12 protein-coding genes are annotated in these 14369 nt (G+C 38.4%); 2 read left to right on the top strand and 10 right to left on the bottom strand.

Going from position 1 to position 14369, the window contains the following annotated elements; all coding sequences use genetic code 11:
* Positions 1 to 57: 57 nt before the first annotated feature.
* Positions 58 to 573: a hypothetical protein gene (locus FKG96_RS01195; protein WP_149105032.1), complete on the bottom strand. Its 516-nt coding sequence runs from the start codon at positions 571 to 573 to the stop codon at positions 58 to 60.
* Positions 574 to 748: 175 nt separating this feature from the next.
* Between FKG96_RS01195 and FKG96_RS01190 the strand changes: the two genes are divergently transcribed.
* Positions 749 to 1249 carry a very short patch repair endonuclease gene (locus FKG96_RS01190; protein ID WP_149105031.1) on the top strand — a complete coding sequence of 167 codons (501 nt, stop codon included), beginning with the start codon at positions 749 to 751 and terminating at the stop codon, positions 1247 to 1249.
* 2 nt (positions 1250 to 1251) lie between these two features.
* Here FKG96_RS01190 and FKG96_RS01185 read toward each other — a convergent pair whose 3' ends face one another.
* From FKG96_RS01185 to FKG96_RS01145, 9 genes are all read right to left on the bottom strand, one after another.
* A complete protein-coding gene (locus FKG96_RS01185; RefSeq protein WP_149105030.1) occupies positions 1252 to 1977 on the bottom strand; it encodes a PmeII family type II restriction endonuclease in 726 nt (241 codons plus the stop codon).
* The gene (locus FKG96_RS01180; protein ID WP_210421297.1) at positions 1977 to 3752 is read right to left on the bottom strand and encodes a DNA cytosine methyltransferase; all 1776 of its coding nucleotides are present in this window, start codon (positions 3750 to 3752) and stop codon (positions 1977 to 1979) included. Before FKG96_RS01180 ends, FKG96_RS01185 begins: the two co-directional genes overlap by 1 nt.
* Before the next feature lie 479 nt (positions 3753 to 4231).
* Complete coding sequence (locus FKG96_RS01175; RefSeq protein WP_149105029.1) at positions 4232 to 5044, bottom strand: TdeIII family type II restriction endonuclease; 813 nt, start codon at positions 5042 to 5044, stop codon at positions 4232 to 4234.
* Between the two features lie 195 nt (positions 5045 to 5239).
* Positions 5240 to 5362, bottom strand: a complete 123-nt coding sequence (locus FKG96_RS01170; protein WP_149105028.1) for an integrase core domain-containing protein — start codon at positions 5360 to 5362, stop codon at positions 5240 to 5242.
* Positions 5359 to 7962 (bottom strand): TrlF family AAA-like ATPase, encoded by a 2604-nt coding sequence (locus FKG96_RS01165; protein WP_149105027.1) that lies wholly within the window; start codon positions 7960 to 7962, stop codon positions 5359 to 5361. Before FKG96_RS01165 ends, FKG96_RS01170 begins: the two co-directional genes overlap by 4 nt.
* Before the next feature lie 57 nt (positions 7963 to 8019).
* Entirely contained in the window at positions 8020 to 8571 is a 552-nt protein-coding gene (locus FKG96_RS01160) for an ORF6N domain-containing protein (RefSeq protein WP_149105026.1), read from the bottom strand.
* A gap of 762 nt (positions 8572 to 9333) precedes the next feature.
* Positions 9334 to 9735 (bottom strand): nuclear transport factor 2 family protein, encoded by a 402-nt coding sequence (locus FKG96_RS01155; RefSeq protein WP_149105025.1) that lies wholly within the window; start codon positions 9733 to 9735, stop codon positions 9334 to 9336.
* Between the two features lie 79 nt (positions 9736 to 9814).
* Positions 9815 to 10048 (bottom strand): PLDc N-terminal domain-containing protein, encoded by a 234-nt coding sequence (locus tag FKG96_RS01150; RefSeq protein WP_149105024.1) that lies wholly within the window; start codon positions 10046 to 10048, stop codon positions 9815 to 9817.
* A 42-nt stretch (positions 10049 to 10090) separates the two neighbouring features.
* On the bottom strand, positions 10091 to 10600 hold the full coding sequence (locus FKG96_RS01145; protein ID WP_149105023.1) for a hypothetical protein: 510 nt from the start codon (positions 10598 to 10600) through the stop codon (positions 10091 to 10093).
* A gap of 716 nt (positions 10601 to 11316) precedes the next feature.
* Here FKG96_RS01145 and FKG96_RS01140 point away from each other — a divergent pair.
* Positions 11317 to 14337: a TlpA disulfide reductase family protein gene (locus tag FKG96_RS01140; protein WP_168204525.1), complete on the top strand. Its 3021-nt coding sequence runs from the start codon at positions 11317 to 11319 to the stop codon at positions 14335 to 14337.
* Positions 14338 to 14369 lie beyond the last annotated feature (32 nt).

Raw genomic sequence — 14369 nt, 5'->3', positions numbered from 1 at the left:
ACCTCACTATACACCTGTATTCAGTTCATACGTTTTAGTAGGCGACGACCTCTCATTTTATAATTCTGTCCATTCACTAGACTCCCATATCACCCTTTTGCCTTCGTGGAGATCAGAATATCGGATTCTCTTTTGACCGTCAACTTTTTCTAAAACGTCATCAACCTTTAATATCCCAATATATCTACATTGGAATAACTCGTCGAGGGCGACAAATGCTAGTAAATCGAACTTTTCGCAATTTATCCCAAAAAGGTGGTTATTCCCCATCTGTGCATACCTCGTCTTAACCTCAATTCTCACGCTCGGAGGTAGATTGTGTTCTTGCGCAAATCCGTCTTTCAATTCGCCGATTAAATCGCAGTCACTATTACTAGGTGCACATTGGTGAATATTTTTAAAAATGTCTGCGTGTTTAAAAAAATAGTATTCTCCAAGGTCGCCAACAAACTTTTTTGCGCTAAAGCGAATAACATTATTTGTACTTTCTTTAATATATCTCTCAATTTTTGAATCGAGACTTCTTTTTTCTCTTAGTAAAGATGCTAGTTCAAAATCTTCGTTTAATTCCATTATTATCAGATCAGCAATTTGAACCGTAAAAATCCGAAAAAGAATCAATTAGAGCAATATATAAAGGAATTAATTCTATATAACTGGGATTTAGTTTCCTCTAGATTTATTGCGCAAACAAACCTACTGCTCGATAGCGAAACCAATTAATAAGTTTTGCTGTTACCTTTGTATTATGGCTTATAATCCCACAAACGAAAATCCGATCAAGGTACCTCGATTTAAGGAAACGGCTGGCTTCTACACGACGAAACAGCGAAGTAGGATTATGTCCAAGATAAAAGGGAAGGATTCAAAGCCAGAGTTGAAGCTTCGAAAGGCTTTATGGGCAAAAAATCTTCGTTTTCGTTTGCATGATAAGGATTTGCCTGGAAAACCGGATATTGTGATCAAGAAGTATAAATTAGCCATTTTCATCGACGGTGAGTTTTGGCATGGATATAATTGGGAGGAAAATAAAAGTCGTATTAAAAGCAATCGGGCATTCTGGATCCCCAAAATCCAACGCAATATGCAGAAAGATCGTCAAGATCATGAGGCATTACGTGCAATAGGTTTTACTGTTTTTCGTTTTTGGTCAAAAGAGGTTACAAACAATCTTCCTAAAGTTGTTAATCAGATCATGTTGTTCATTGAAACAGCAAAGGAAATAAGAATACCCTATAAGAACGATTAAGATTAATCTTCACCAAATAGGTCATCATACTTTTGGTTGATGTCTTTACTGAGCGCTAGTATCACCTCATTGATAGATTCCTTCATGTTTATTTCCTGTGCTACTTCACCGGCAGCGACAATTAAATTTCTGTAAAAAGTTTGGTCGCCAGTAAAGTGGTGCCAGAACTCTTCTCCTACGAGAACAACTACGTCTCGACCTTCCAATATCGGGATAAACGAATTTACTTCTTTTCTTTCACCATACATGAGGGCGAATACCAGATCACCATATCGCAGATCAAGGTTATTGGTTCTTGCTAGATTTTTGATGCCCTTGAAGTGATTTTCTATGGTATTGACATCGTCTTTATTTATAGCATTAGGGCCAGATTTCAATTGGCAATATTTTCGCCTACCATCGAGTTGATCCACAAATTCGACATCGATACCCGATGTTACCGACCCATATGCACCGAGTATCTGCGTAATGAAACGTTGCATGCCGGTGCCAAACGAAGTGGTAATGGAGGTTCCGAGAACCCTAGGGTATACCAATACTTTCGCTAAACTCTGAGGATCCGTATTGCCTTCGAGAAAACTTGCCAGATAATGAAGCAGAAAAGGGTTGATCTGAAATTTGTTGATATCTTTCAATTTTTCGGTGTTTCGTTTATGGTTGATTGCCAAGTTGTCCCTGAACCAAGTCTTAAACTTCTCAATGATCTCTCTCTTTTCTGCTTCGGTCATTATTTTTTGAATATTTTTGTTTCGAGTAATGATTTGCCAAGATAATAAATAACGGAGGTTGAAACCGCATTTCCGAATTGCTTCTTGGCCAATCGTTCATCTTTATGAATAGCGAAGTCGTCGGGAAAACCTTGTAATTTACCAGATTCCTTCGCCGTTATTGCTCTATACGCGCCTTTTTTTACTACTTGATCAATAAAATTTTGTCGGTACTCCTCCGGAGAATTTCCTTTAACAGATACTGTAGCGATCATATCCTTGGTGCCAGTTGCTGTTAAGGTGGAGAAAATCTCCGAATGGGGTAGATATATCCGATAGATTCCGTTTATCCCTGATGAATTTTTAGAGTTTACGAACTCGTAACCGTTCTTTTCTTGTACAAAGCGCAAGATCTTTTTATCAACCAACTTCTTGAGCTCCTTTTCTGTCAAATTATCAACTAATTTTTTAAGCACCGCAAAGGACAGCGGATTTCCATCCTGATTGCCATAAATCTTTTTACGTCTGTTTCGTAAGATGGTAAAGCATATTTCCTTTTCTCTTTCCGTAGTGTCTATCAAGTCCCACGAATGAATAGTTGTATGTCCATTCCGTGTATCGCAAAAAACAAAAAAGTCATTTAACTCTGTGTTCTTTTGGAAGCGATTTCTACCAATTGGTATTTTCTCACCAAAAATCTCCTTTGGATCAAAGGTCTTCTTTTTGACTTTACCGATTTTAGTAATCCCGTCCATTATCTCACTTAAACTAGTGCTCTTTCCAAGCGGCAATGGGAAGTGGAATTTTTTTCCTTTCGCTAAATCGTTGCGTATACCGACAATGAATATCCTATCACGATTTTGTGGAAGGCCAAAGTCGTGAGAATTTAAAAGCTGAGATTGCACCTTATATCCCAAATCTCTTAGACTTGTTTCTATTAGATCAAGATTTGCTTTATTTCGAGGATCCATTAAGCCCTTCACATTTTCAAAGATGAAGGCCTTTGGCGTATTTAGTGCTACCAAACGGATCGAATCGTTCCAAAGTTTACCTCTTGGGTCGTCAAAGCCCCGCATTTTCCCCGCAACAGACCACGATTGGCAGGGCACTCCGCCAACAATCAGGTCAATTTCCTCGAACGGAAGCTCATTAAGTTTAGTAATATCTCCAAGCTCCAATTCAGCATCATGGTTGCCAACAAAGTTTGCCTTATAAGTTTCAGATGCCGGTTTGTCTATTTCCGAAAAACCCAAGCACTTTCCGCCTAGCTTTTCCAAAGCTATCCTAAAGCCACCTATCCCTGAGAACAGGTCAACAAACGTAAAATGATACTGCGTTTCCGTTTGGATGTTTCGTAGGCAGCTTTTCAGTTCTAATAGTAAACTCTCGATATTATCTTCTCCCTTTTCCTTTGGAAACCAAAATACTTTCCAACCTAATTGAGTCAAAGATTCTTCAGTAACTTTATCTCCGTTCCTAAGAAAAATACAACATTTGTCGGAAGGTAATACGAAGTCAGGATTTCCTTCAAGGGGTTTAATCAATTGGCTATTCGTCGCAGGTTTAAAACCATGGGCAGATAAATAATGAGCAAATAGCCCATAGTATGGATCCGCAACCTGTTTTTTCTTAAGCTTGGTGTTTGTTGGTTCTATCGCTTTTGCCTTTTCATCAATATCATTTCTCACCAAAGTACTGTCCAGTATATTCATAACGCCAAAATAAAGCTGTTGCTGCTCTTGAAAAGCACCAGCACCATAGCTGATCGCTGTTCCAAAATTAATGTTCTTTTTCATAAACGTATAGGTTTTGAGATAAAATTGTTTTTTACAAATGTACTAAAAAAATTAGCAAGTTGATTATGGATATTTGAAAAATATTGATTGTTCTTTAGTTTGGCCTGGCGTACGGTAAATTTTTTTAGGACGAGACAGGTTCTTCCTTTGGCTATTTTTACAATCGAGTAGACAACTCCTTACACTTTTCTGTTTGTTCGAATTATTTCGGACATTAAAGGTAAGTCGATCAATGCAACAGAAAATGACGGGTAAAGAAGTTCCTACTCTTTTTGCTAACAAAAACAGGAAGGCGAATCTACCTGTGGCGCTCAATATTTAACCAAAAGCGCCAATATTTTTAATTGTGATTTGATAGATGCTGAGCTTTGTAGCAGTATCTGGCAACTGCAGGAGCATTTCAAAGATAAAAACGGTGGACGGTAAATGATACCAATGATGGTTTAAAGTGTAGAAAAATACATATATAAAAATGTTCGTTACAATTCCCTGCCATAAAATATCTCTTGAATAATATCTTCCAGATCCCCAGTTTGCGAAATATTTGCAAAAGCTTCTTGAATAATCGAATACGTATCATCAATGCCTGAACAAAAGTCCCAAAACTCGTCTTTAACCCAACCTTCATTGGTTGGTTCTAAAGGCCAACCTCGCCCGATAGTCCTTTGCCAAAAATTCACCTCTCCATACGGATTGTAAGGAAATACTATTCTTGCTGACGCTCTTCCTGTTGGATACTTTGAATAGAAATATGCATACCAATTTAGAACTTGAGATAAAAATTTAGCATAAGTTCCGACATTTGCCTGAACAGTCTTTGTGTCGAAAAAATAATTGACATCATCTTTTCGAAGCCAGACATCAACCCCGAAACCATTCGGCGGTAGCTTGAAGTCGTTGATAGGATTTATTAAAAAATTTTGCGAGACTTCCCGAATTCTGTCGTGACAATACTTTGCATCATACAAGGGATTGCGGTTATTTCGGCCGTCGATTAGTAAATTAACAGTGTTTTCTAGAATAGCAGGCATGTTAGACGGGCACAACAGATTTTCATTTATCACTTCGAAGCCATTTTCCCTTGCTAACGCTTTCGCAAGAGGTTCCCAAAGCGTGGTTCCCAAAGAAGTTTCCATCCCGCCGACAATAGATCTTATCTTTCTTTCGGTAGGAATGATTAAATCTAGTATTTGGAATTTAGGCGCGACATTTTTTCGGTTTCTTATAAATCCAGTAATGGAATTTATAACAGTTTGTCTTACAATAATGTAAATCTCGTTTCTTGTGGGCATATTAATGTTTTTTCATGTGACTACAAAGATATGAAACTAACGTAAGAAGGAATTTGCAAACCTGTCGGGTTCGACAGATTAACTGACTAATTTACAAAATTCTACTCAAAATTCACCTAAAAACTAGATACCCTAGCACGTCTGTTTTGTTATTGTTTTTATGTAAAGCTGCATGCCCCGCAGGGGGAAAACCACCTAAGCTTCATGCTGTCCGAAATTATTATAATCATCGATCCATTTCCAGGTCACCTTCCTTTCCTCTTCTATGGTATCAAAAAGGTAGCAATACAGTACTAGATCACGATAAGTGCTGTTCATTCTTTTATTGAATATTTCTTTTCTCGCAGTTTAAACGCAGTATTTCCCCCCTCTAGAACTTCACACACGTGTTCTTTAGTTCCCTGACTTTCTAAAACTTCGGGGTTCCCATTGTTCGGAAACGTATGTTCTAAACCGCCAGTTACATATTGGAATTTTTTGGTTCCATTGTTGATGTTTTTCTCTCCATGTTGATTCGCGCATATAACTAATTCACTGTCAGCACCTACTACAATGTTCGGATTGTGTGTAGCAACTATAATTTGCCTCAACTTCTTTTTTTTACGTAAGTATTGAACAAGGTCATTGTATATTGCTCGGTTATCTAAATCGTCTTCGGGTTGGTCGATTAAAATCGGACAATTTTTATCATTAAAGTCAAGCAAAAGCTTCAGTAGAACAAACGCCTTTTTACCATCAGACATTTTCTTGAAATCATCACCTTCATATTCGATATCATAATTAAGGCTGAAGAAATTAGTAGACACTAACGTAGTTGTCAAACTTTGGTTATTATACCCTCCTTTCAGGGTCAACTTATTTTTCTCCAATTTGTCAAAAATATCAAATTGGTGTTTTTCAAAGTTTTCAAAATTATCGTATTGATATTCAGCTAAGTCTCGGTTTGAAAAGCCTTGCAGATTTAGCCCCGCATTCAATATTTTTCTGTAATTATCTACCTCAAATTTAAATTTCGCGTTTATGGTCAAGCCATCATTTTGATCTGAAAGTTTTGGTAAAACATCGTTAATTTTATCGTAAAATATTCTATGCGCTATAGTTATCTTTTCTTTTGATTGTTTAATTTGTTCTTTTAAGTTTCCAATTTCAGACAACAGTGCCGTAATCTCAAATAACTTGTCTGTTTGTGTTTTTATTTTTGCCTCGTATTCCGAAAGCTGTGCATTGCCTTTATAAGCCTCGAGAACTTTTAAGTATATTGCATCTTTTTCAAGATCTTCATTATTTTGTATTAATTTGCTTTTGTCTTCTTCAGCAGACGCGGATAATTTTTGTAAATCCTCTTTCCACTTACTTTCGGCATAATCTTTAATAGAATTTAGAGCTGATGAGATATTTTCTTTAATTTCTTGAGAAAGTGACGCAAGCTCATAGTCAATACTCTCCTTAACTATGCTGACCGATTTAAGCGTTTTTATCAACTCAATATCTTTTGAAAGTAATTGAATTCGCTGAATATTGTTGTTTAGGGCGGTTTTTGTTTGCTCATATGTGTGTTTTTCTTCGTCTGTAATTGCGATCACAGTGAGTTTTTGAAGTTCATCTTTCAATTTAAATAACTCGTCTTCAATGCCTTTTTTATCTCCTTTATCTCTCGCTTTTTGTTCTTTCTCGTGTATATCTTGTAATAAGCGATAATAGTCACTTACTAAACCTGAAATCGCTTTTGAATTATCCGTCAAAAACCTTTTATAGTCCTCCAAAATTGGCTCTTTGCCTTTTTGAACCAAAATGTCATTTACAATTTTGTTGAGTTGGGATTTGTCTCGGGCGATCTTGTGCATATAGCCCTGTTCAAAGTACTCGACTTCACGATTGTTTTCTTCTTGTCCATCCTTCCAAATAACTTTTATGGTATCTGAAATAGATTTTACGTACTCTTGGTATTCCTTGTCAGAGAATTCGATTGGTCTGGTTGTTTTTACCTTTGTAGCTATAGCTCCCAATAAAATAGATTTACCTGACGATCTACCACCAATAATCGAGTTGAGGTTTTGATTTAGATAGAGTTTGGTGTTGAAAATTGAATCTGAGGTTATTTCTATATGATCAATTATTTGGTAACCTGCTTTTTCCTCAGGCTTATTTGCCTGGATTTGTACCCTGTCTTCTGGTTCATATATAATTTGTTTTAGCCCTTCAAAATTTGGATCTGCCTTTATCCAAAGATTTTGCTTTACCATGTACTTTTTGGTATTGTGATTATCGGAGCAGATAATCAGTGGGAGTACTTTATTGATGGTTCTGTGTAAATGAGGATTGACTAGGGTCTTATATGGCAATATATCTTCTTCTTTCCCAAGTTCGAAAATATCGATGTTCTTAGCTATATCTTCTTTTTGTGCTATTCCGTGGGGGAGAGCATTAGTAATGTTATCAATTGTGTTTGTCTTGGTACCTGCATGAATTGTGATCAACCCTCCCAAATCGCGGATTAGTCTTGTAGTATGCTCGAGATTACAGTAAACTTCATTTACATTTTTACCGTCACCATATATTCTTTTGATATTAGTCTGGTTTTTAATTTGTTCCCAAATAAATTGGATATTACTGCTTTCGGAAAATATCGCTATAAAGTGTATAGGTTCACTTCCCCGAGAGTCACATAAAAACTCAATGCCGGGTAAGACAGTTATCTTCCCGCCCCCCAATTTTTGTAGTTCTTCAATTCTTTGGACATCTATAATATGATGATCTGTTATAGCAACTACAGAAACGTCGTTGGATATTAGATTTTCAATTATTTCTTTATTTGTGATAGATTTATCCGCAAAGTCATACGATGCTGGAGTATGAAAATGCAAATCCCATTTCCGCCATTCTGATCCCTTGTGATATTTGTTTAGATGTTCACTCATAATTTATATGTTTCAATTTTACTTCATCGTTCGTTAGCATTGGTGATAGGGCATCGCTCAAAACTGTGAGAGCACGGATCTGACATACGGTAGATTTTTTTCAGATTTTAGCATAGAGAATTCTTGGATTCTAAGGCAGTTCGTGTGAATATCGCAAAGCATTCGTGTTTCCAGTATGTTTTTAATCTCAGCTATTTCTAATCTGATTTCGGTAGTGTCCGAAAGAACTTTTCGAACTTTAGTAAAAACTCGAATAATTTGGATGTTTACTTGAATCGCCCTATTGCTGTTCAATACGCTAGATAACATAGCGACTCCATGTTCCGTGCAAGCAAATGGTTTCGCTCCGCCGAAGACCTTTTTATTAGGTATCACAGATTGTGATACCAGCATATCCACTTCTACATTTGTCATTTCGAACATAAAGTCCTCCGGGAACCAATCAATATTTCTTCTAACAGCTTGTTTAAGTATTCGGGTTTCTACACTGTATAACTCCGCTAAATCTCTATCCAACATTACCTTCTGATCCCGAATGTAATATATCTGATTCATCACCACTTCTTCAGGGATGATTAGGCTTTCGTTTGATGATTTAGTTTTGGTCATTGATTTAGGTTTATTTTTGGTTACTCTGCTTTTATATCATTCAATTTTTCTTTTATTTTCATCTCCATACAGGCCGTAACGACTTCGGTTGGTTTTAATTTTCTCTCCTGTTAGAGCCTTCAATATTTTTGCGTATCATTTATAAGATTTATATATCGGTGCCCTAGACATAAAAAGCAAATGCCATCAAAATAATATTCGAATTGATCTAAAAATCCCGTTCCATTGCATCTTACGCAAAGGATCATGTTTAAGTCTTCCCTTTGATATCTATCATTGTAGACCTTAATTTTATTATGTGTGTGTATCAATGTATGGCACTGTTTACATAAGGTAATAAGCTCATCATCCAATGACTCCCAAGGGTATTCATTTAAGTAATATATTTTGTGATGTACATGCAACGACGTCGGGCGCTTAATTAAAATTCCAGCAGGAATTGCTGCCCGTATGTAAGTATCCTCGGAGATATGAAACTTTGTGAGTTTAGCTTTTTCAATCTCGTTTTTGGTGGGCAATCGATAATAATATTTGTCTCGCGGATTTAACTTTTTATCTCCCTTTTTTTGGCAATTTTGGCATTTATTTTCATCTCTTAAGACTATCTCATTCCGTTTCAAGTGCCACTCCTCAGTTAGTAATAGCTTGGCATAAGGTATTCGACTGTCCTTATATTCTTTTTTTAAGTCGGTTAATGTGAGCTCTGTTAAGTTCATTGTTATAAGTTCACAATTATTAATCCTCTTCTTCTTTTATGTTAATCTACCCATAAACCTCCCCAAAAAACGCATCTACCTTATGTTGGTCCTCTGGGAAGTTGTAAACCTCTACGATTTTACCATTGTCTATTTTCCATAGGAGGCATGACATATTATCTAAATTGGTGCTGCCTTCTAAATTGCTCCAGTTGCGGTGGCAGTCGATCACATACTGATCAGTTACGCCCATTACAATAGGAGAGGCTTGAAATGCGGCTTTGCTCAGTTGGCTTAGATATTCTACTACAGCTGGTATGCCGACTTTGGTTCCTGCTAGCGGATGCTTACCTGGAATATGCCATTTGATGTCTTCTGCTAGTACATTGCCGAGTTGACCGGTTTCATTGCCTGCATAGATTCGGAAGAATTCGTGTATCAGTGCTACGTTCGGATGATTTGTATTCATATATTAGGTTTATGTGTTAGCTGTTTTTATTAATCGTTCTGTGTTCCGTTGTTTACCCTTGTAGAGAATAGATAGATTCCTACTTCCTTACTGCACCATTATTTTTATTGGTCTTGTTTGCTAAAAGGTACCCATCACATCCAAACAGCGGCACCGAAAGAATAATGATAAGCCAGACAATGCGCTGTGTGGTTGTAAGCTGCGGATTAGTTATGCACTGGTATAGAGCGTAAATGCCGATCGCCATCACTGGAGCTACAAACAAGAGCATTACCATTTCTGAAGAGCCGATGTTTAGGAAACAAAGTGTCATATCTCTTTAGTTTTTATATTTCCCACTTGTCCAGATTTTACATCATTTACTTCCTTTGTCATTGCCATCTCGTTCATATAAAGCCTTAAAAACTTCACTTGGTTTTTTGTCCAAAGCCAACGCAAGCAGATATATTTCAAAAGCATAAGGGCGTCTATCGTCACTCTTAACTAGCTTATTAAATCGAGTGCGTTCTATCCCAGTTTTATTCGCGATATCTCTTTGTTCTATCGTGAATTGCTCTATATAATTACCAAGTCTTGACAGCTTGCTACTATTCCCAATTTCTTTTTTATAGTCAGCTACCTTTAGGTCTCCGAAAATTACTTTGCAAGCGTCGTCAATGCTTCTGTCTATTTTTGTGATGATGTGAAAAAATTCATCGGCATACAATAGCGACGTTGCTTTAGTGCAAAGTGTATCCAGTCGTTCCAACGTAATCTGTTCATCGGCTAAAATCATTTCCTCAAAGCCGTCAACGCGTAATAAATATTGTCCTAAAGGAGTTAATTTCTTTTCTTTTTTATTGTTATTATCTTGTCTGTCAACCATTTGACTATTATTAAAAATAAAATCAGCAATTATAGTTGCTATTTTTATTTTGATGTTTTATCTTTGTATTGTGAGTGTTAGTAATAGCACCAACGATATTTTAACACATTAGCGATTTACGTTAATGTATACAGTCTCCAATATTTCGATTGGTACCCGAAGAGGAGGCGGTGAGATGAAAGCCTTTTTCCTTTCAAAAAGCTTATCTTTGCTTTTTGAGCAGGGAAGGGCCTCGCCGCTAATTGCTTTCGGGTACCAAACTTCGAAATGAGTAGTTAGTTTGTGAGGATTCCTCCCTGCTTTTTTACTTACCGGAGACTCGTTTAAACCTAACGAAAGATGAAAACGAGTTGTTCAAATAACCTAAATAACCAACTAACTAAAACTCTCGCAAGTTCGGTTTGCGAAGTGGTTCCTGCACATGCAATGCCGCTTCAAAATTCTATTATCCTTATCATTACAGCTCCAACCTAATCTCGTAAATCCTATTCTTATTTTCGACTTGATGAGCTATTTATATAGCCCAAATGGGTGGATTATATCTGAAATTTTTTAACAAAAACACCTAAATCTAATTTAAAAAAATGACGGTTTACGTTCATAGGGGATACCTATGTCTCAAATATAGGCTTTATAGGCATACGTGCCAAATGATTTTGCTCACATTTGCACGTTTTATTAAAAATTCAACGGTTTTTAAATTATGTAGAAATTGTTTGATTAAAACAGAGCCTATTGAAAATTCCAAATCTGATCGGCGACTTGCAGAAAAAGAGCTGCAGATTACAAGAAAACTGGCGCAACTGGTAGGAAAAGGGGGGCGACCTGCATTCGACGAAAGGCGAGATGCAACGAAAGGTGTGCCAAATGCATTCAATAAGGGGCGAAATGCACTTACTCAATGGCGAGATGCAATTACTGAAAGGCCAAATGCAAGCTGTGGTGGACGAAATGCATTTCCTCAATGGCGAAATGCAACCACTGAAAGGCCGAATGCATCAGCTAACAGGCGACCTGCAGAAAAGGCACCGCAGCATGCAAGAAAATTACCCCAACTGGTAGGAAATGGGATGCAATCTGCATTTATTGCGGCGCGAAATGCAACAAAAGCGACCCGAAATGCAGAAAAACTGTCGCGAACGGCATTTATTGAAAAATGCAACGTAGCAACTTATATACCAACTACGGGCAACGAGAGGCGAATTGCACGTAAATTATGGTCAAATGCAAAGAAATTTAGGCGAAATGCACTTGCTCAATGGCGAGATGCAAATATTGGTATGCCAAAAGCAGTCAACAGAGGGCGAAATGCGGGTACGGAGGGGCGAAATACAATTTGGCAGGGTCAAGATGCATTTAACGGTGAGCGAAATGCAAAGAAATTTAGGCGAAATGCACTTACTCAATGGCGAGATGCAAAGAATGGTATGCCAAAAGCAGTCAACAGAGGGCGAAATGCAGGTACGGAGGGGCAAAATACAATTTGGCGGGGACGAAATACAGAAATTAGGGACAAACTACCTATTTACAGTGCTGTTCCGGGACGAACGACCGCCAATAGGGACGAATTATCTTTTTGTACCTTTTCCCGCAAAAGGTACCCAAAGCTCCTGGCTGCAAAATTTCTGTGTAAGTTACTGCAGCTACTTAGCCTGTGCTATCCGAAATTTTGGAGGCCAGTTATTCGCTGTCGAAAAGGTTTTCCTTCGAGACCTTGCCATGAAGGGTTCGGCAAATTGAGGTGGTATGTGACGTGCGTTAGGCGAAATGCAAAGAAGTTTAGGCGAAATGCATTTGCTAAATGGCGAGATGCAACGAAAGGTATGCCAAATGCAGTCAACGGGGAGCGAAATACAGGTACGGAGGGGCGAAATACAATTTGGCGGGGTCAAAATGCATCTTTATGCTTTTCGCTTTCAACCACTTTGTTCTGTGCTTTTCAGTATTTGTTGGGACGAACCGCAATATTCAGGGACGAACAACCTATTTGTAGTACTGTTTTGGGACGAACGACCGCTAGCTGGGACCAACGACGTTTTTGGGCTAGTGCATCAAATGATAGGCAACCTGCAGAAAAAGCACCTCAGATTACAAGAAAGCTACCTCAACTGGTAGGAAAATGGGTGCGACTTGCATGTGTTCAATGGCGAGATGCAACGAAAGGTATGCCAAATGCAGTCAACGGGGAGCGAAATACAGGTACGGAGGGGCGAAATACAATTTGGCGGGGTCAAAATGCATTTAATGGTGAGCGAAATGCAAAAAAAATATGGCGAAATGCAAAGAAATTTAGGCGAAATGCATCTGCTTTAACGCAAGGTGCTATACCTTCGAGAGATAGGTTTTTTGGCTTGTTGTGTAAGTGGGCCTTGCGCACCCTTAAACCCTACACCATATACCTTACAACCTTAAGCGTCTTGTTCTGTGTTTGTTTGGCACACGCCCGGCAGTCCTCCTCCCCGGAGGCTGCCCAAGGCGTGGCTTTATCCACAGATTCTATTAAGCCATTGAGAATAGGGGATAGTATTCCGGAAGCGCTGTGGAATTTGCCTTTGCAAATGGTAAAAGCAGGGGAGGAGGGAAGTACTACAGTAAAACTGAGCGACTATAAGGGCAAACTCATTATACTGGATTTTTGGGCTACTTGGTGCGCTCCCTGCGTGGCAGCGTTTCCGAAAATGGATTCGCTAAAAAAAACTTTCGCCGATAATCTTGCCCTGATCTCGGTAACTAGCCAAGAGAAAAAGATGGTGACTGACTTTCTTGGCGAAATGTTGGAGCAAACTTCCCTGAAAGGTACTTCAATTGTAAATGATAGAATACTTTCCAGCTATTTCCCTTACCGCTTGCTACCGCATTATGTCTGGATAGATAGGGGAGGGATACTTCGGGCTATGACAGGGCTTGACGTGCTCAATGCACATCAGATTGATAAGTTGTTGAGTTCAAACAAAGCGCCTACTTATGTTAAAGAGGATGTTGGGCGGAGCTATGATTATGACATCGAGCTGAAAGATCAGGTTTCCCAACAGGCTTTACTTAAAAACAGCACGTTCGCTGCCTATACCAAAGGGTTCAGTAGGCGAAATTCAATCGATAAGAAAAATGCGAAGATAACCCTTTTGAATATGTCCATCGCCTGGTTTTACCGCATTGCCTTCAGTGAGTTCAGGCCTGAGCTGCTTAATCCAAATCGCTTCATCATTGAAGTTAAAGACAGTCTAAAGGTTACTTCAGGAGGTGCAAAGGGCGAGGCCCTGGAAAAATGGTCTGTAGATAATGCCTATTGTTATGAGCTGAAGATGCAACCCGCTGATACAGCGAAGCTATTTGAGCAGATGCGGGCCGATATTGCTGCTTTTTTTCCTTATGACGCCAAAATAGAACAACGGGAAATGGCGTGTCTGGTGCTGGGCAAAAAATCGGATAGTGTCAGTCTGGAAACGAAAGGAGGCCAGCCTATCCTTAAACATGATGCATATTCTTTCCGGATTCAAAATCTGCTATGGAAAAATTTTACCAGTCTCCTGGATATGTATTATCTACAAAATGCGGGTATGCCCTTTGTAGATGAAACCGGCATTACAGGCAAGGTTGATCTACAGATCAAAACACGTATGACGGATTACAGGGAATTAACAAAGGTGCTTGCAAAGCATGGGCTGCTCCTGAAAAAGGAAATACGAAGGGTACCGGTGATTGTGCTGCGTGATAGGGAAGGAGGTAGTCATGAATAGGTGCCGCTTGTTATTTATCGTTTTGATATGTC

Origin of the sequence: Olivibacter sp. LS-1 (assembly GCF_008245145.1) — a bacterium.
GTDB classification, from domain to species: Bacteria; Bacteroidota; Bacteroidia; order Sphingobacteriales; family Sphingobacteriaceae; genus Olivibacter; species Olivibacter oleidegradans.
This window is presented reverse-complemented; position numbering and strand designations above follow the sequence as displayed.